This window comes from Neotabrizicola shimadae (assembly GCF_019623905.1).
GTDB classification, from domain to species: domain Bacteria; phylum Pseudomonadota; class Alphaproteobacteria; order Rhodobacterales; family Rhodobacteraceae; genus Neotabrizicola; species Neotabrizicola shimadae.
The window spans coordinates 1,761,093-1,776,898 of record NZ_CP069370.1 but is presented as its reverse complement, the minus strand read 5'-3'; the positions used below and the strand labels follow the sequence as shown (position 1 = coordinate 1,776,898).

At 66.9% G+C, this 15,806-nt stretch carries 14 protein-coding genes; 4 read left to right on the top strand and 10 right to left on the bottom strand.

Annotated features, from left to right (window positions below):
• Positions 1–171: 171 nt before the first annotated feature.
• Positions 172–1,800, top strand: coding sequence for an alpha-amylase family glycosyl hydrolase (locus JO391_RS08525; protein ID WP_259444862.1), 1,629 nt, complete (start codon positions 172–174; stop codon positions 1,798–1,800).
• Between the two features lie 6 nt (positions 1,801–1,806).
• On the opposite strand, the gene JO391_RS08520 is transcribed toward JO391_RS08525, so the two are convergent.
• From JO391_RS08520 to ssb, 6 genes are all read right to left on the bottom strand, one after another.
• Positions 1,807–2,988, bottom strand: coding sequence for a cytochrome P450 (locus JO391_RS08520; RefSeq protein WP_220664100.1), 1,182 nt, complete (start codon positions 2,986–2,988; stop codon positions 1,807–1,809).
• Positions 2,985–3,905, bottom strand: a complete 921-nt coding sequence (locus JO391_RS08515; RefSeq protein ID WP_220664099.1) for an EamA family transporter — start codon at positions 3,903–3,905, stop codon at positions 2,985–2,987. The genes JO391_RS08520 and JO391_RS08515 overlap by 4 nt, the downstream gene beginning before the upstream one ends.
• Before the next feature lie 71 nt (positions 3,906–3,976).
• Positions 3,977–4,723, bottom strand: coding sequence for a triose-phosphate isomerase (gene tpiA / locus JO391_RS08510; RefSeq protein ID WP_220664098.1), 747 nt, complete (start codon positions 4,721–4,723; stop codon positions 3,977–3,979).
• A 159-nt stretch (positions 4,724–4,882) separates the two neighbouring features.
• Positions 4,883–5,242 carry a HesB/IscA family protein gene (locus JO391_RS08505; RefSeq protein ID WP_220664096.1) on the bottom strand — a complete coding sequence of 120 codons (360 nt, stop codon included), beginning with the start codon at positions 5,240–5,242 and terminating at the stop codon, positions 4,883–4,885.
• A 78-nt stretch (positions 5,243–5,320) separates the two neighbouring features.
• Positions 5,321–5,674 carry an SUF system Fe-S cluster assembly protein gene (locus JO391_RS08500; RefSeq protein ID WP_220664094.1) on the bottom strand — a complete coding sequence of 118 codons (354 nt, stop codon included), beginning with the start codon at positions 5,672–5,674 and terminating at the stop codon, positions 5,321–5,323.
• Positions 5,675–5,810: 136 nt separating this feature from the next.
• Positions 5,811–6,362 (bottom strand): single-stranded DNA-binding protein, encoded by a 552-nt coding sequence (gene ssb, locus JO391_RS08495; protein ID WP_220664092.1) that lies wholly within the window; start codon positions 6,360–6,362, stop codon positions 5,811–5,813.
• A gap of 235 nt (positions 6,363–6,597) precedes the next feature.
• Between ssb and JO391_RS08490 the strand changes: the two genes are divergently transcribed.
• The 3 genes from JO391_RS08490 to JO391_RS08480 all read left to right on the top strand — a co-directional run bounded on the left by JO391_RS08490 (position 6,598) and on the right by JO391_RS08480 (position 9,251).
• Positions 6,598–7,194, top strand: a complete 597-nt coding sequence (locus tag JO391_RS08490) for a lytic transglycosylase domain-containing protein (protein WP_220664090.1) — start codon at positions 6,598–6,600, stop codon at positions 7,192–7,194.
• A gap of 113 nt (positions 7,195–7,307) precedes the next feature.
• Positions 7,308–7,748, top strand: coding sequence for a hypothetical protein (locus JO391_RS08485; RefSeq protein WP_220664089.1), 441 nt, complete (start codon positions 7,308–7,310; stop codon positions 7,746–7,748).
• 57 nt (positions 7,749–7,805) lie between these two features.
• Complete coding sequence (locus JO391_RS08480) at positions 7,806–9,251, top strand: cobyric acid synthase (RefSeq protein ID WP_220664088.1); 1,446 nt, start codon at positions 7,806–7,808, stop codon at positions 9,249–9,251.
• Between the two features lie 3 nt (positions 9,252–9,254).
• Here the strand turns inward: JO391_RS08480 and JO391_RS21450 are convergent, their stop codons facing one another.
• The 4 genes from JO391_RS21450 to JO391_RS08460 all read right to left on the bottom strand — a co-directional run bounded on the left by JO391_RS21450 (position 9,255) and on the right by JO391_RS08460 (position 15,802).
• Positions 9,255–10,727 carry a calcium-binding protein gene (locus JO391_RS21450; protein WP_259444861.1) on the bottom strand — a complete coding sequence of 491 codons (1,473 nt, stop codon included), beginning with the start codon at positions 10,725–10,727 and terminating at the stop codon, positions 9,255–9,257.
• Positions 10,728–10,837: 110 nt separating this feature from the next.
• Positions 10,838–12,307, bottom strand: coding sequence for a calcium-binding protein (locus tag JO391_RS21705; RefSeq protein ID WP_220664087.1), 1,470 nt, complete (start codon positions 12,305–12,307; stop codon positions 10,838–10,840).
• Positions 12,308–12,463: 156 nt separating this feature from the next.
• Positions 12,464–14,545 carry a dipeptide ABC transporter ATP-binding protein gene (locus JO391_RS08465; protein WP_220664086.1) on the bottom strand — a complete coding sequence of 694 codons (2,082 nt, stop codon included), beginning with the start codon at positions 14,543–14,545 and terminating at the stop codon, positions 12,464–12,466.
• Positions 14,546–14,647: 102 nt separating this feature from the next.
• On the bottom strand, positions 14,648–15,802 hold the full coding sequence (locus JO391_RS08460; RefSeq protein ID WP_220664085.1) for an ABC transporter permease: 1,155 nt from the start codon (positions 15,800–15,802) through the stop codon (positions 14,648–14,650).
• Positions 15,803–15,806 lie beyond the last annotated feature (4 nt).

The window sequence follows — 15,806 nt, the reverse complement described above, 5'->3', positions numbered from 1 at the left end:
AAGGGGTTTGAAGATGTCTCTTCCTCCCGATGACTGGCGTAAACGTTATAGATCGGGCTGGCAATCGAAGAATCGGCACCTGCACCGGCAGAGGTTGATCCCGGCTGCCTGATCTGCGACCTTTAGCCAAAGCGGTTTGGAAAAGCCGCGCTGCGGGAGGAGCGGCAAGTCATGACCCAGGTGATGCAGAAATCCGCCGACTGGTGGCGGGGTGCGGTGATCTATCAGATCTACCCGCGCAGCTTCATGGATTCGAACGGCGATGGCGTCGGCGACCTGGCCGGTATCACCGAACGGCTGGACCACATCGCCGGGCTGGGGGCCGATGCCATCTGGATCAGCCCGTTCTTCACCTCGCCGATGAAGGACTTCGGCTATGACGTAAGCGACTATTGCGACGTCGATCCGCTGTTCGGTAGCCTGGCCGACTTTGACCGGCTGGTGGCGCGGGCGCATGAACTGGGCCTGATGGTGATGATCGACCTGGTGCTGTCGCATACCTCGGACAAGCACCCCTGGTTCGCCGAATCACGGCGCAGCCGGACGGGGCCGAAAGCGGATTGGTATGTCTGGGCCGACCCGAAGCCCGATGGCACGCCGCCCAACAACTGGCTTTCGGTGTTTGGCGGCTCCGCCTGGGCCTGGGATGCGCGGCGCGAGCAGTATTATCTGCATAACTTCCTGACCTCGCAGCCCGACCTGAACCTGCATCACATGCCGGTGCAGGATGCGCTGCTCGACGTGGCACGGTTCTGGCTGGCGCGGGGCGTGGACGGGTTCCGGCTGGACACGATCAACTTCTACTTCGCCGACAAGTACCTGCGCGACAACCCTTCGCTGCCCGAGCCGCTGCGCAACGATTCCATCGCGCCGAAGGTGAACCCCTACAACCACCAGATCCACCTGTTCTCCAAGAACCAGCCCGAGAACCTGGAGTTCCTGAAGCGGTTCCGCGCGGTCTTGAACCCGACCAATGCCGCCGCCGTGGGCGAGGTGGGCGATGCGCAGCGCGGGTTGGAGATCATGGCCGAGTATACGAGCGGCGGCGACAAGGTGCAGATGTGCTATCCGTTCGAGCTGTTGCAGCCCAAGCGCGCGACGGCCGAGGTGGTGGGCGAGACCTTCGCGCGTCTGGCGAAGACCGCTCCGGATGCCTGGCCCTGCTGGTCCTATTCCAACCACGACACGGTGCGACACGTCACGCGGTGGGGTCTTTCTGACGCAGGGGCAAGGGCTTACACCACGTTGCTCATGTGCCTGCGCGGGTCGGTCTGCCTGTACCAGGGCGAAGAACTGGGCCTGCCCGAGGCAGAGCTGGCCTATGAGGATCTGCAGGATCCCTATGGCATTGAGTTCTGGCCCGAGTTCAAGGGCCGCGACGGGGCGCGTACGCCGATGCCCTGGGCGGGCGACAATGCGCTGGCCGGGTTCTCGGCGGGCGAGAAGGCCTGGCTGCCGGTGACGGCGCCGCACCGGGCGCTGTCGGTGGCGGCCGAGGCGGGCGATCCGGGCTCGATGCTGGCGCACTACCGCCGCGCGCTGGCCTTTCGGCGCGCCCATCCGGCCTTGCGCGACGGTGCGCAGGAGGCGATGGCCGTCTCGGGCGATGTCGTCAGCTTCCGGCGGGCCAGGGGCGACGAAGAGCTGTTCTGCGCCTTCAACCTGGGCGATGGCCCGGCCGAGGTGGCGCTTCCTGCCGGGGACTGGCGGGTGGTGGGGACAGAGCTTGGATCGGCAACGCCCGAAGGGGGGCGCGCTCGGCTGGCGGGCTGGGGCTGTTGCCTGGCGCGGCGGGTCTGAGGCGCCTCAGGCGCTGACCAGAAGCCGCTTCAGCCCGTGGAAGTGGTAGACATCGGCATATTCCGGTGCCTCGGCCAGGCTCAGGTTCGGCAGGCGGGCAAAGAGGATCGGCAGGGCGATCTGCAGTTCCAGCCGGGCGAGCGGCGCACCGACGCAGAAGTGCAGCCCCGCGCCGAAGGTGGCGTTTGGCTTGGCCGGCCGGTCGGGGCGGAAGCGGGCGGGGTCTTCCCATTGACCGGGGTCGCGGTTGGCGGCGGCCAGCAGAAGGCCCACCTGCTCGCCCCGGCTGAAGGTCTGGCCCATGACCTCGACATCTTCATAGGCCCACCGGGTGAAGAGATGCAGGGCCGGGTCGAAGCGGAGGATCTCCTCGACCGTGGGTTCGATCGTGTCGGGCGAGATCAGGGCGCGGGGCGTGGCGGTTTGCAGAAGCGTCTTCACACCGTTGCCGATGGTGTGCACGGTCGCCTCGTGCCCGGCGTTCAACAGAAGAATGCAGGTGGTGATCAGCTCGTCGGTGGTGAGGCGGTCGCCGGCTTCTTCGGCGGCGATGAGGTGGGTGATGAGGTCGTCGGCCGGCCTTGCCCGGCGTTCCTCGACATAAGACCGCATGAAGGCGACGAAAGCCTCGGTCGCGGCGACGGCGCGGTCCTCGGTCGCGCGGGTGCGGCCGGCCATGTACATGCCGACCATGGCGTTGGACCAGGACAGAAGGTCCGGCGCCATCGCCTCGGGCACGCCCAGAAGGCGGGCGATGATGATGACGGGCAGCTTCTGGCCGAAGTGTTGGAGCAGGTCGACCTTCCCCGCGGGGAAGGTTTCGATGAGCTCATGGCTCAGCGTCTCGATCTCGGGCGCAAGCGCGGCGATGCGGCGCGAGGTAAAGGCGCGCAGCACCAGGCTGCGCAGGCGGGTGTGGCGCGGCGGCTCCAGCTCCAGCATGGAATGGGCTTCGACCGCGTAGAACGGCGCCAAGTGGTCTGGGATGGCCGGTGCCTTCTCCGGCGGGGCCTCGCGGCCGAAGCGGCGGTCGCGCAGGATGGCGTTCACCGCGGCCCAGTTGCCGGTGCAGGCCATCCCGTATTCGGCCCAGTGGAAGAAGGGGCCGGCGGCGCGCGCGGATTCGTAGAACGGATAGGGGTTCTGGACGAAGGCGGGTTCGGTGGCGGATTGGGAAAGGGTCTTCATGCGCGGCGTCCAAGCGGAATGATGCCTTGGGCAAGAAGGACGCCCAGGCCGACAAGGGCGGCGGCCCCGGCCTGCGGCCAGTTCCAGGGCGCGCCGAAAGCAAAGAGGATGATCATGACATAGAAGGGGGCGGCGTTGATGTGCAGGGCCGAAAGCCCGATGCCAAGGCGCTCGACCGACATGATCCACATGAGCTGGCTGAGGCCAAGCGAGCCGACCGAGAACAGAAGAAGCGCGCCCGCCTCCTGCCAGCCCCAGCCCGAAAGATCAGGCGCAGGGGTGCCAAGCGCGATGCCGGCCAGCGCCACGGCACAGGTGGCCAGCGCCGCGCCGGTGATGGTCAGCGCGGTGCGGCCCGTGGGGGTGAGGGCGGGAAAGGCGGTGACCGTCAGGCGCGAACCCACGGCGAAGGAGACGACCGAGCCGAAGCACAGAAGCGCGCCCATGCCCATCGACATGCCGCCCTTGAAATCCAGCGCCATCATGCCGCCGATCAGCGACAGCACCAGGCCGACGATCAGCCCGGCGGTGACGCGGCGGCCATCCAGCGCAACCTCCAGCGCGATGCCGACCACCGGCAGGGTGGACGAGATCACGGCGGCCGTCACGGCGCCGCCGCGGGCCTGGCCCAGGATCAGAAGCCAGGCGCCGAAGCCGATCATCGCGCCGACCGCTATTCCCTTGACCCAGTTCACTCGGAACAGCGCGCCCGGCCCGTCCAGCAGCGCCCAAAGCGGCAGCAGCGCCAGCGCGGCCAGCCCCATGCGCAGAGCGGTCAGCTGGTCGCCGGGCATAAGCGGGATGATGAGGTCGGCGGCGGGCAGACCGGCAGCCCAGATCAGCATGGAGCCCATGCAGATCAGGTTTGCGGCGAGCAGGCCGTTCGCCGGGGCGGAGGGGGTCAGTTGTGCGGTCATGGGTGCGACCATGGCAGGCGGCGCGGGCGGCATCTGTTCCGCCCGCGACAGCCCCCGGTCCGGGCGCGGCGTCAGGCGGCGGCGGACAGAGCGGCGACGATCTTGCCGAAATCCTCGGCCTTGAGGCTGGCCCCGCCGACCAGCGCGCCATCGACATTCGGCACCGCGAAGATCTCGGTCGCGTTCGAGGGCTTCACCGAACCGCCATAGAGCAGGCGCACCCCCGCCGCGTCTGCCCCCATGTGGCGCGTCAACCGGTCGCGGATGAAGGCGTGGACCTTGGCGATTTCGGCGATTGTGGGGGTGCGGCCCGTGCCGATGGCCCAGACGGGTTCATACGCGATGACGAGGTTGGCGGCGGTTGCGCCTTCGGGAAGCGAGCCGTCGATCTGCGCGCCCACCACATCCAGCGTGGTGCCGGCATCGCGCTGCGCTTCGGTCTCGCCCACGCAGACGATGGCGATGAGGCCCGCGGCCAGGGCGGCTTCGGCCTTGGCCTTCACCAGCGCGTCGGTTTCACCGTGGTCCGTGCGGCGTTCGGAATGGCCCAGGATCACCGCGCTGGCCCCGGCATCCTTCAGCATGGCGGCCGAGATGTCGCCGGTATGCGCGCCGGAAACCTTGGTATGGCAGTCCTGGCCGCCGACCTTCACCGGCGAACCCTGCACCGTCCAGACCATCTGGGCGATCAGCGTGGCGGGAGGGCAGATCAGGATATCGCAGGCCGGGCTGGGGAACATGCGGCCCAGGTCGCGGGCCTCGGGCAGGGACAGGGCGAGCCCGTTCATCTTCCAGTTCCCGGCGGCGAGCTTGCGCATGGTTCCCTCCCTTGGTCTGCGACGGGTCAGGGGTAAACCGACCGGGGCGCGGAAGGAAGGGGGCAGGGGAGCCGAAGGCGGCAAAAGCTGTGGCCCGGCATGGTGCTGCCGGTTTGGCAGGCGATGGCCGGGGCGTGCGTTGGCGAAGGCGGGCGCCGGTCAGGCGGCCGGCTGGTCCTTGAACTTGATCGACTCGCCGCAGCCGCAGGCTTCGGCCACGTTCGGGTTGCGGAAGGTGAACTTCGATTCCAGGAGCGTCGTCTCGTAGTCGATCTCGGTCCCGATGAGGAACATCTGCGCCATGGGCGCGATCAGCACACGAGCGCCATCCTGTTCCACCACCTCGTCCAGCGGGTTCACCTCGGACACATAGTCCATGGTGTATTCCATGCCGGCACAGCCGCCCTTCTTCACGCCGATGCGCAGGCCCTGCCGGCCATCGCGCGCCATCAGGCGGGCGATCTGCTTTGCCGCGGACGGGGTAAGGGTCACGGCCTGCTTGCCGGGAATGCCGAACATGGGATGCTCCTTTCCATCGAAGGTAGGCCCGTTGGCCCCCTGCTTCAAGCCCCGCGCGGCGCGGGGCCGGAGCGCCGGTTACATGAAGCCCAGTTCCAGACGGGCTTCGTCGGACATCATGTCCATGCCCCAGGGCGGATCGAAGGTCATCTGGACATCGACCTCCTTCACACCGGGGATCGGTTCCACCGCGCTTGCAACCCAGCCAGGCATTTCGCCGGCCACGGGGCAGCCCGGCGCGGTCAGGGTCATGGTGATTTCGACGGCATTCTCGGGGCTGATGTCGATGGTATAGACAAGGCCGAGGTCATAGATGTTGACCGGGATTTCGGGGTCGAACACCGTGCGGCAGGCTTCGACCACACTGTCGTAAAGCGGATGATCGGTGGAGGAGGGCCGGATCAGCGGCGCGCCTTCGACAGTGGTATCCATTGTATCGGTCCTGCAGCGGCGGATGCCTGGGGAAGTTGACCGATTATATAGGAATTTATCGCGTCAAGGTCCAGAGCGGGCGCGAGACTGCCGTGGCAGCCCCGCGCGCCCGGACGGTGCCATATGTTTTGCCGGATCAGAACGGGATTTCGTCGTCCATGTCGCTGGCGCGGCCACCGCCCGCGCCGCCGCCGAAGCCGCCCGAGGACGAGCCACCCGAAGAGGACCCGCCGCCGTAACCGCCGCGCGACCCGCCGCCGCCCGAGGGGCCGCTGCCATAGTCGTCATAGCCGCCGCGGTCGTCCATGCCGCCGCCACCGCCGCCGCCGCCGCCGTCACGGCCATCAAGCAGGGTGAGTTCCCCCCGGTAGGGGCGCAGCACGATTTCCGTGGTGTAGCGGTCCTGGCCCGACTGATCCTGCCACTTGCGGGTTTCCAGGGCGCCTTCGATGTAGACCTTGGATCCCTTCTTCAGATACTGCTCGGCGATCTTCGCCAGCGGTTCCGAGAAGATGGCGACCGAGTGCCATTCGGTGCGTTCCTTGCGCTCGCCCGAGTTGCGGTCGCGCCAGGTTTCCGAGGTGGCGATGCGCAGGTTCACCACCTTGCCGCCGTTCTGGAAGCTTCGGACCTCCGGGTCGCGGCCGAGGTTGCCCACGATGATGACCTTGTTGACCGAGCCTGCCATGTCTTCCCCCGTTCTGCGGCCTTGCCCGATGCTTGGCAGGCCTTGGTTAAGAAAGCCTATACTCGCGCGGGTCGGGCGCCGCAACCGAGGCGGCGGGCAACGTGAAGGCGCCGTATCGGCAGTCTTCTGCCGAAGCGCCTTTAATCGCTGCGCGATTTGGCTTCGGCGAGACTGGAACATGGCGGGGTTTTGCTTATACTGCCGGCCTACAGGCAAGAACGGATACGGGCGCATAATGCGGAAAGCATGGGGTGTGGTCTGCGCTGTGGCAGTCGCGGTCGGTGGGCCGTCTGTTGCCATGGCAGAGGGGATCACGCTCTCGGGCTCTTCCTCGCGCGCGGCACTGTTCAAGAGCCAGACCAAGCTGCTGGATGGCCGGCTTTCGGTGCAATACGAAGGTTCTGTGCGGCTGAAGCCCGTGACGGAAAAGTCGGCGGCGGATGGCAAGTTGCCGACGTACCGCGGCAACTACAAGGGCGAGTACCTGGAGGTTGCCAAGTCGGCGGCGCGCAAGCATGGCGTGCCGGAAGATCTGTTCCTTCGGCTGGTGCAGCAGGAAAGCGGCTGGAATCCGGGGGCGGTCTCGGTGAAGGGCGCCACGGGTCTGGCGCAGCTGATGCCGGGGACGGCCGATCTCTTGGGCGTGGACGAGACCAACCCGCACGAGAACCTGGACGGCGGGGCGCGCTATCTGCGCATGATGTACGACAAGTTCGGGTCGTGGAGGCTGGCGCTGGCCGCCTACAATGCCGGGCCGCAGGCCGTGGAAAACGCGGGCGGCGTGCCGGACTACGAAGAAACCATCACCTACGTAGCCGCCATCCTGGAGTGAGGGGGCGGGCTTTGCGCCTTTGCCTGGCAGCCCTGGCTTTTTGGCCGGGGGCCTCGGGGGCGCAAGCTACCGATCCGGGGCGCGCGGCCGAACTGCCCTCGCATGAGCTGCTGATGACCGTGATCGACCGGAACCCGATTCCGGTGCCCTTTACCACCGATGGCTGTTCGGGTGGCATGTCGGCGACCTGGGGACTGGTCGCCGCGACCTTTCCCGAATTTGCCGCGCGTCACGAGGCGCGGCCGCCCTGGGAGGCGTGCTGCATCGCCCATGATCGCGCCTATCACGATGCCGGCGGGGCGCGGACGGCCGAGGCGAGCTGGCGGGCGCGGCTGGCGGCGGACGAACGGCTGCGCGCCTGTGTGCAGGAGACGGGCGCCGCGCGCCGGGCGGCGCTGGCGGTCGAGTTCGGGGTCGGCGAGGACCGGGTGGATGCGGCCTATGCCGCGCTGGCCGAGGCGATCTTTGCTGCCGTCCGCCTCGGGGGCGCGCCCTGTTCGGGCCTGCCCTGGCGATGGGGCTATGGCTTTGACAATTGCCTGCGCCTGCCCTGAGCGGGCTTGCGCTTTGCCGCGCCCGCCGCGACAACCGCGGCAAAGACCGGAGGATGCATGCCCGCGCTGATGATCCAGGGGGCCGGCTCGAATGTCGGCAAGTCGCTGATCGTGGCGGGGCTTTGCCGCCTTGCGCTGCGGCGGGGCCTGTCGGTGGCGCCGTTCAAGCCGCAGAACATGTCGAACAATGCTGCCGTGACGGTGGACGGGGGCGAGATCGGCCGGGCGCAGGCGTTGCAGGCGCGGGCGGCGGGGCTGGAGCCCGTGGTGGACATGAACCCGGTGCTGCTGAAGCCGGAATCCGAGGTGGGCAGCCAGGTCATCGTGCAGGGGCGGCGGCTGACCACGGTGAAGGCGCGCGACTATGCGGCTCTGAAGTCCAGTCTGATGGCGCCGGTGCTGGAGAGTTTCCACCGCCTGAAGGCCGCGCATGACCTGGTGATCGTGGAGGGTGCGGGCAGTCCGGCCGAGGTGAACCTGCGCGCGGGCGACATTGCCAACATGGGCTTTGCAAGGGCGGCGGATGTGCCCGTGGTGTTGGTGGGCGACATCGACCGTGGCGGTGTGATCGCGCAGCTTGTGGGGACGCAGGCCGTTCTTTACCCGGATGACACTGCGATGGTGAAGGGATTTCTGATCAACAAGTTCCGGGGCGATCCTCGCCTGTTCGATGAAGGATACCGTCTGATCGCTGACCGCACCGGATGGCCTGGCTTCGGCGTGCTGCCGTGGTTTGCTGGCGCGTCGCGCCTGCCGGCCGAGGACGGGCTGGACCTGGCCTCGCGCCGGCGCGAGGGGGCGGCCAAGGTGGTCTGCCTCGCCTTCCCGCGCATCGCCAATTTCGACGACCTCGATCCGCTGGCGGCCGAACCGGGGGTGGATCTTGTGATGCTGCGGCCGGGCGAGCCCATTCCGGGCGATGCGCGGCTGGTGATCCTGCCGGGGTCGAAATCCACCCGTGCCGACCTGTCTGCCTTGCGTGCGGCCGGCTGGGACATCGACCTTGCCGCCCATCTGCGCCGGGGCGGGCATGTGCTGGGGCTGTGTGGCGGGTATCAGATGCTGGGGACAGTGATCGACGACCCCGAGGGGATCGAGGGCCCTGCAGGCATGACGCCGGGGCTGGGGCTGCTGGACGTGCAGACGGTGATGAGCCCCGACAAGCGGCTGGCGCGGGTGCAGGCGACCCATGCGGCCAGCGGGCTGGCGGTGGAGGGCTACGAGATTCACATCGGGCGCACCGAGGGGCCGGACCGAGCGCGCCCCTTTGCCCATGTCGCGGGCCAGCCCGAGGGCGCGGTATCGGTGGATGGCCGGGTGACGGGCAGCTATCTGCACGGCATGTTCGCCGCCGATGCCTTCCGCGCAGCCTTTCTGGCCAGGCTGGAGATTGCCGGCGGCAATACCGCCTTCGAGGCGGGAGTCGAGGCGGCGCTGGATGATCTTGCGGATCATCTGGCCGCCCACGCGGATGTGGACGGCCTCCTTGCCCTGGCGCGATAGCCGTCAGGCGAAGTCGAACAGCTTGTCCGTCAGGTCGGCCGCCGTGACGCCATGGAGGTTCAGGACCTCACCGCCCAGGGTGAGGCGGGTGAAATCCGCGAACTCCTGCACGATGGCCTGGGTGTGCAGGGTGGCGGCATCGGTCAGCCCGGCAAAGCCGGTCAGAACGATGACATCTTCGCCCACGACCGCGTCGCGGATGGTGAAGGTGCCCTCGCCCTTGACGAATTCGAACACATCGGCCCCGGCGCCGCCGGTGGCCTGGTCCTTGCCTGCTCCGCCGCGCAGATAATCGCTGCCCATGTCGCCGAAAAGCTGGTCGTCGCCATCGCCGCCGAGAAGCCAGTCGTCCCCTTCGCCGCCGTAAAGCTTGTCATTGCCCGTGCCGCCATCGAGGGAATCGTTGCCGGCCGCGCCGAAGAGCTGGTCGTTGCCGGCAAGGGCGTCGATGCGGTCATTGCCGCTGCTGGCGGTGACATAGTTGTCCAGCTTGTTGCCTGTCAGGCTGACATGGGCCAGGCCGCGCAGCGTGAGAACGCGCGCCGCATCGCCGAGCGAAAGGCTTGCGTGGATCTCGGACTGGGCGTTCAGCGTCAGGTTGTCGGCGAGGACGGTGTGATTGCCGCCGCCGACGGCGCTTTGGTCGCGGATGTCGATGGCGCGCGACCGGGCCACCATGGCCAGCGCGTCGTCCAGCGTTTCCGCCGTTCCGAGGACGGTCTTGAGGTCGGCGGACATCAGGCGGGTGCCCGCCTCGGTATCCTTGACCTCGACCGAGATCTTGTGCGCGGCCTCGGTTGTGCCGTCGCTGGCGTACAGGACGAAATCATGGGTGCCCGCCGCCGCAGAGCCGGGTGCCAGGCGCAGGATTCCGTCTTCGCCGATGCTCCACTCCAGCCGGTCGCCGCCGCCTTCGACGCGGTAGGTCAGCCCATCGCCATCGGCATCGGAAAAGAGCTTGTACAGGGCGAGGTCCAGAACCATGCCTTCGGCGAGGTGAAAAAGGGTGGGGGCGCCGTCGGTGACCTCGGGCGCGTGCCCGTCCTGGCCGAGGGATGCAAAGTCCTCCATCAGCAGATGGCCCAGCTTGCCCGGATCGGCGCCATCGAACCCGCCGCCGTAGAAGAACTTGGGCGTGAGCCCGGCAGCACCGAAGACGGACAGGACAGGATCCGTGACGAAGGCGTCCTTCAGGAAGGCATAGGAGGCGCGGTCCGAAGGCGCGAGGGGATGTTCGGACAGGATCCAGAGGAACTTTGCGAAATGATCCTGGGTCCATTCGCCGGAGACCGCGGCCTTGGTGAGGATCGTGGCCATTGGTCCGAAGCCCTTGCCATCCCACAGCGTGGAGATCGGATCCTTCACCTCGCCCAGGAGCCCCATGTCGCGCAGGGCCGAAGCGAAGATCGACGACAGTTCCCTGACTGTACCTTCGGGATAGGCGGCCGGATCAGTGGGAAGGGCGGAAAGGACCATGGAAACCTCTGCAAGCAATGGATCGGCGCTGTGATGCCGGATGATTCGGGCCGCAATTGGGGCGCCTGGCGCCCGCCCCGCGGCGGGATCGGGGCAGCCGCGGCCCCAGGTCAGGCGAAGACGAACATGTCCGCCGTCAGTTGGGCATTGGTGTAGCCATGAAGCACCAACTGGTCGGTGCCGACGGTCAGGCGGACCTGACCCTCGATTTCCTGAACCACGGCCTGCGCCTGGAACTCGGACAGGCTGGTGATTCCGGCCAGTCCTTCGACGCGGATCAGGTCCGTGCCAGCCAGCATGTCGCGGATTTGCAGCTGGCCGTCGCCCGCGCGGAAGTCGAAGACATCGGCGCCGGCGCCACCGAAGGCCTGATCGCGGCCGCCGCCGGCGCGCAGGTAGTCGTCGCCCTCGCCGCCATAAAGCTGATCGTCGCCCGTGCCGCCGTACAGGCTGTCCTGTCCGGCGCCGCCCCAGAGCTTGTCGGCATCCGCGCCACCGTAAAGCACATCCTGCCCGGATTCGCCGTAAAGCTGGTCGTTGGCCGTGCCGCCATACATGGTTTCGTGCCCGCCGCCGCCATAGATCACGTTCGCCGCGGCGTTGCCGGTGACGGTGAAGTCGCCCTGGCCGCGCAGGGTAAGGACGCGGGCGGGCTCGGCCAGAGTGAAACTGCCGGTGATGCCCGCGCCGGCGCGCAGCGCGAGGTTGTCCACGGCGATGGTGTGGCTGCCGGTCCCGAGTGCGGTCTGGTCGAGGATGTCGATGCCGCGGGACTTCGGTGTGAGGGTAAGAGCTTCGGCGAAGGTTTCGGCCTGGCCGAGGGTCCGGGTGAAATCCATGGACATGAGCCGCGTGGCGGCGCCGGCTTCGGTGACGTTGACATCCAGCGCCAGCGTCGTGGTGGTTTCGCCGTCGCTGGCCGTCAGCATCAGACCATGGAAGCCGGCAGAGGCGAAGCCGGGGTCCAGCACAAGGTCGCCGGTTTCCGACAGCTGGAAGGGCAGGGCGCCCATCGCCGTGGTCACCGTGAAGGTCAGCGCGTCGTCGTCGCTGTCGGTGAAATATTCCGCAAGGTGCAGCGTCAGGCCGGTGCCCTCGGCAAGCGTGACGGTCGCGGGGGCAAGGTCCGTGGATTCGGGCGCATGGTTTTCCGGCAGGCTCAGCCAGGCGGTCAAGGCATCGGCGGCGGAGGTCAGCGCCTCGGGGGCGATGCGCGTGCCAGAGAAAGAGCCGGCGGTGAGACCGGACTGGGCGAGGACCAAGAGAAGCGGATCGCGCGCCAGACCCTCGGTCAGCGCGGCGAGGTTGGCTCCGCTGCTGCGGATGAAGTCGTTGAGATCCAGCGTGTCGAGGAAGGCGCGCAACTGGGTGGCGCCCCAGGCGCCGCTGTCCACCGCCTCATCCAGCAGGGCCAGCGACCCGGCAAGACTTGTGCCGTCCCATTGGCCGTTCAGGATTTGTGATGAGGTGAAGGGCATCCCTCCCACCCGGATCATCGCGAAGGCAATCGCCTGCCCGAGAGAGGCACCCAGCCCGGAAGAGGCGAGAAGCGGGCTCGTATCGGTCGTGGTCGTTGGCATCGTCGGTCCACCCGTGTCCAGAATGACCGCGGGCGGATTGTGCCACACCGGCCTGATGGACGCGGTATGGCAGTCGAATTTGGCTCAACTTCGATACAATGCCGGCCCATAAGGGGCATTTGCGAGCCCCGGTCGACCGGCGTTGCCACAATCGCGCTATTCCGCGGCGATCTTGATGACCGGTTCCATTCTGGAAAGTATGTCGCGGGACAGGTGGCATTTGATCTGGTGGCCCCCGTCCAGCACCTGCACCTCTGGCATCTGTGTGTCGCACAGGTTGCCGGGCACCTGGCTCTTCCAACGGCAGCGGGTCTGGAACGGGCAACCCGGCGGTGGGTTCACCGCCGAGGGGATGTCGCCTTCCAGAACGATGCGCTTCTTCTCGACATGGGTGTCGGCGATGGGAACCGCCGAGAGGAGCGCCTCGGTATAGGGGTGGTAGGGCGGCGAGAAGACCTGATCGGTCGTGCCCATCTCGACCACGTGACCGAGATACATGACCATCACCCGGTCGCTCAGGTAGCGCACGATGGAAAGGTCGTGGCTGATGAACAGAAGCGTGGTGCGGTTCTCGCGCTGGATGTCCATCAGAAGGTCGGTCACGGCGGCCTGCACCGAGACGTCGAGCGCCGAGACGGGCTCGTCCGCCACCACGACCTTGGCACCGCCGGCAAAGGCGCGGGCGATGCCCACGCGCTGTTTCTGCCCGCCCGACAGCTGACGCGGCATCCGTTCGGCGAAGGCGCGCGGCAGCTTCACCAGATCCAGCAGCTCCAGCATCTTCTGTTCGCGTTCGTCATCGGACTTGCCCCAGCGGAAGATCTCCAGCGCACGGATGATCTGCCGGCCCACGGTCATCGACGGATTCAGCGTGTCGAAGGGGTTCTGGAACACCATCTGCACGCGGCTGACCGTATCGGTGTTGCGCTTCTGGATCGGTGTGGACTGCACGTTCTCGTCGAACAGCATGATCGAGCCGCTGGTCGCGGTTTCCAGCCCCATCAGCACCTTGGCGAAGGTGGACTTGCCGCAGCCGGATTCGCCCACGATGGCCAGCGTCTCGCCCTCACGCGCCTCGAAGCTGAGGGTTTCGTTGGCCTTTACCACCTTCTTGGCGCCGCGCCCGAAGGCATTGCCGGCGATCGAGTAGTATTTCTTCAGGTCGTCCATCTTGAGGACGACCTTGCCCGGCGGCACGCGCGGCTTCTCGACGCGCTTGGCGGGGGGCGCGTCCCAGTCGATCTCGGCCCATTTCACGCAGCGGCTTTCGTGTCGGACGCCTTCCGGCACTGGCGACATCGGCACATCGGCGGCGTCGCAGCGGCCTTTCTGGAAATAATCGCAGCGTGGGCCGAAGTTGCAGCCGGGCGGGCGTTCGTGGGGCAGGGGGAAGTTGCCGGGGATCGAGATCAGGGGGCGCGCGTTCTTGTCGGCGCCGGGCAGCGGGATCGAGCGGAACAGCGCCTGAGTATAGGGGTGGCGCATGTGGTCGAAGACATCCTCGATACGGCCCGTTTCCACCGCCTCGCCGGAATACATCACGCAGATGCGGTCGCAGACATCCAGCACGAGGCCGAGGTTGTGGCTGATGAACAGCATCGAGGTGCCGTATTTTTCGCCCAGGTCCCTGACCAGATCGACGATCCCCGCTTCGACGGTCACGTCCAGTGCGGTGGTGGGTTCGTCCAGGATCAGAAGCGCAGGCTTCGACATCAGCGCCATGGCGATGACGATGCGCTGCTGCTGGCCGCCCGAAAGCTGGTGCGGATAGGCGTTGATGATGCGGTCGGGGTCCGGCAGGCGCACATCGGCCACGATCTGCCGGGCCAGTTTCCAGGCCTCGTCCTTGCCCATGCCCTGGTGGATCATCGGCACTTCGGCCAGTTGCGCACCGATCTTCATCGCCGGGTTCAGCGAGGCCATCGGCTCCTGGTAGATCATCGCGATTTCGCTGCCGCGAATGTGGCGAAGCTCTTCCTGGCTCATGTTGGTCAGGTCGCGGCCCTTGAAGAGGATGCGCCCCCCGGTGATGCGGCCGTTCTTGCCCAGATCGCGCATCACGGCCAAAGCCACGGTGGACTTGCCGCAGCCGGATTCGCCCACCAGTCCCATCGCCTCGCCGGCCATGACGGTGCAGGAGAAATCCATCACCGCAGGGATTTCGCGAAGGCGTGTGAAGAACGAGATCGAAAGGTTCTCGATCTGAAGGATCGGTTGCGAGGGGTCCCAGTCTGACATGTCGGGCCTTTCCGCGAGGGGCTGGCGGTGGACCGGGGGCACATCCCTGGTCCACCGTAGGGTACTTTCAGACAGAAGATGACAGGGTGCGGGTCATCGGCATCAGTCCTTGAGGCTTTCTTCGCGCAACCCGTCGGCCAGGAGGTTCAGGCCGAGGACCAGGCTCATGAGCGCCAGGGCGGGCACCACTGCGGCATGAGGATAGACCGACAGGAGCCGGCGTCCGGCATTGATGGTCGAGCCCCAGTCCGGGCTTTCCGGCGTGACGCCCAGGCCGAAGAAGCCGAGCGTGCCGAGCAGGATCGTGGTGTAGCCGATGCGCAGGCAGAAATCGACGATCAGCGGGCCGCGGGCATTTGGCAGAATCTCCCACAGCATGATGTAGCTGGATTTCTCGCCCCGCGTCTGCGCGGCCGAGACATAGTCGCGTGCCTTCAGGTCCATCGTCAGGCCGCGCACGATTCGGAACACCGTGGGCGAGTTCACGAAGACCACCGAGACGAAGACGTTCAGCAGGTTCGGGTCCATCGACCAGAGACCGGTCGGATCGGCGTTGAAGGCGAGGCCCGAATAGGCCCAGAGGCCGATGGCAAGCGACAGGCCGACATAGAGGTTCCGCTTGCCGGGGCTGGTGAAGTAGCGGCTGTTCCACAGCGTGCAGAGAAAGATCACCGGGAACAGGAACAGCACGGCCGCCATGTACATCGGGATCCCGGTCTGCACCATTTCCGGCGTGACCAGCAGGTAGAACAACAAGATCACCGGGAAGGCGAGCACGAGGTTGGACAGGAAGGACAGAAGCGTGTCGAGCCGCCCGCCGAAATAGCCGGCGGGCAGGCCGAGCGTGATGCCCACCATGAAGGCGAAGACCGTGGCGGCGGGGGCGATCTTCAGCACCTCGCGCGCGCCCATCACCATGCGGCTGAACACGTCGCGGGCAAGATTGTCGCCGCCCAGCAGGAACCAGCCGTAGTCGCTGTCGGGAACCGCCGTGCCGGGCAGGGCGTTCTTCAGGCCCCGGAACTGCGTGAGCGGGTCATAGGTGATGATCTGGTCGGCGAAGATCGCCGTGAAGGTCCAGAACATCACCAGCGCAAAGCCCACCATGCCGATCGGGCTGTCGAAGAGCTTGCCGTAAAGCCCGAGCCGCCGCTTGAAGGCGATGGAGAGGGCGAAGGTGACGACAAGCGCGATCCAGACCGGCCAGAACCGCGCCGCCATCATCGAAAGGATCGAACCCCAGCCAAGCGTGTCCATTGTC

What these genes read in the sequence shown, in the direction of transcription:
- JO391_RS08525 (WP_259444862.1), top strand. Translation starts at nt 172, where the DNA reads ATGACCCAGGTGATGCAGAAATCCGCCGACTGGTGGCGGGGTGCGGTG.
- JO391_RS08520 (WP_220664100.1), bottom strand. Translation starts at nt 2,988, where the DNA reads ATGAAGACCCTTTCCCAATCCGCCACCGAACCCGCCTTCGTCCAGAAC.
- JO391_RS08515 (WP_220664099.1), bottom strand. Translation starts at nt 3,905, where the DNA reads ATGACCGCACAACTGACCCCCTCCGCCCCGGCGAACGGCCTGCTCGCC.
- tpiA (WP_220664098.1), bottom strand. Translation starts at nt 4,723, where the DNA reads ATGCGCAAGCTCGCCGCCGGGAACTGGAAGATGAACGGGCTCGCCCTG.
- JO391_RS08505 (WP_220664096.1), bottom strand. Translation starts at nt 5,242, where the DNA reads ATGTTCGGCATTCCCGGCAAGCAGGCCGTGACCCTTACCCCGTCCGCG.
- JO391_RS08500 (WP_220664094.1), bottom strand. Translation starts at nt 5,674, where the DNA reads ATGGATACCACTGTCGAAGGCGCGCCGCTGATCCGGCCCTCCTCCACC.
- ssb (WP_220664092.1), bottom strand. Translation starts at nt 6,362, where the DNA reads ATGGCAGGCTCGGTCAACAAGGTCATCATCGTGGGCAACCTCGGCCGC.
- JO391_RS08490 (WP_220664090.1), top strand. Translation starts at nt 6,598, where the DNA reads ATGCGGAAAGCATGGGGTGTGGTCTGCGCTGTGGCAGTCGCGGTCGGT.
- JO391_RS08485 (WP_220664089.1), top strand. Translation starts at nt 7,308, where the DNA reads ATGACCGTGATCGACCGGAACCCGATTCCGGTGCCCTTTACCACCGAT.
- JO391_RS08480 (WP_220664088.1), top strand. Translation starts at nt 7,806, where the DNA reads ATGCCCGCGCTGATGATCCAGGGGGCCGGCTCGAATGTCGGCAAGTCG.
- JO391_RS21450 (WP_259444861.1), bottom strand. Translation starts at nt 10,727, where the DNA reads ATGGTCCTTTCCGCCCTTCCCACTGATCCGGCCGCCTATCCCGAAGGT.
- JO391_RS21705 (WP_220664087.1), bottom strand. Translation starts at nt 12,307, where the DNA reads ATGCCAACGACCACGACCGATACGAGCCCGCTTCTCGCCTCTTCCGGG.
- JO391_RS08465 (WP_220664086.1), bottom strand. Translation starts at nt 14,545, where the DNA reads ATGTCAGACTGGGACCCCTCGCAACCGATCCTTCAGATCGAGAACCTT.
- JO391_RS08460 (WP_220664085.1), bottom strand. Translation starts at nt 15,802, where the DNA reads ATGGACACGCTTGGCTGGGGTTCGATCCTTTCGATGATGGCGGCGCGG.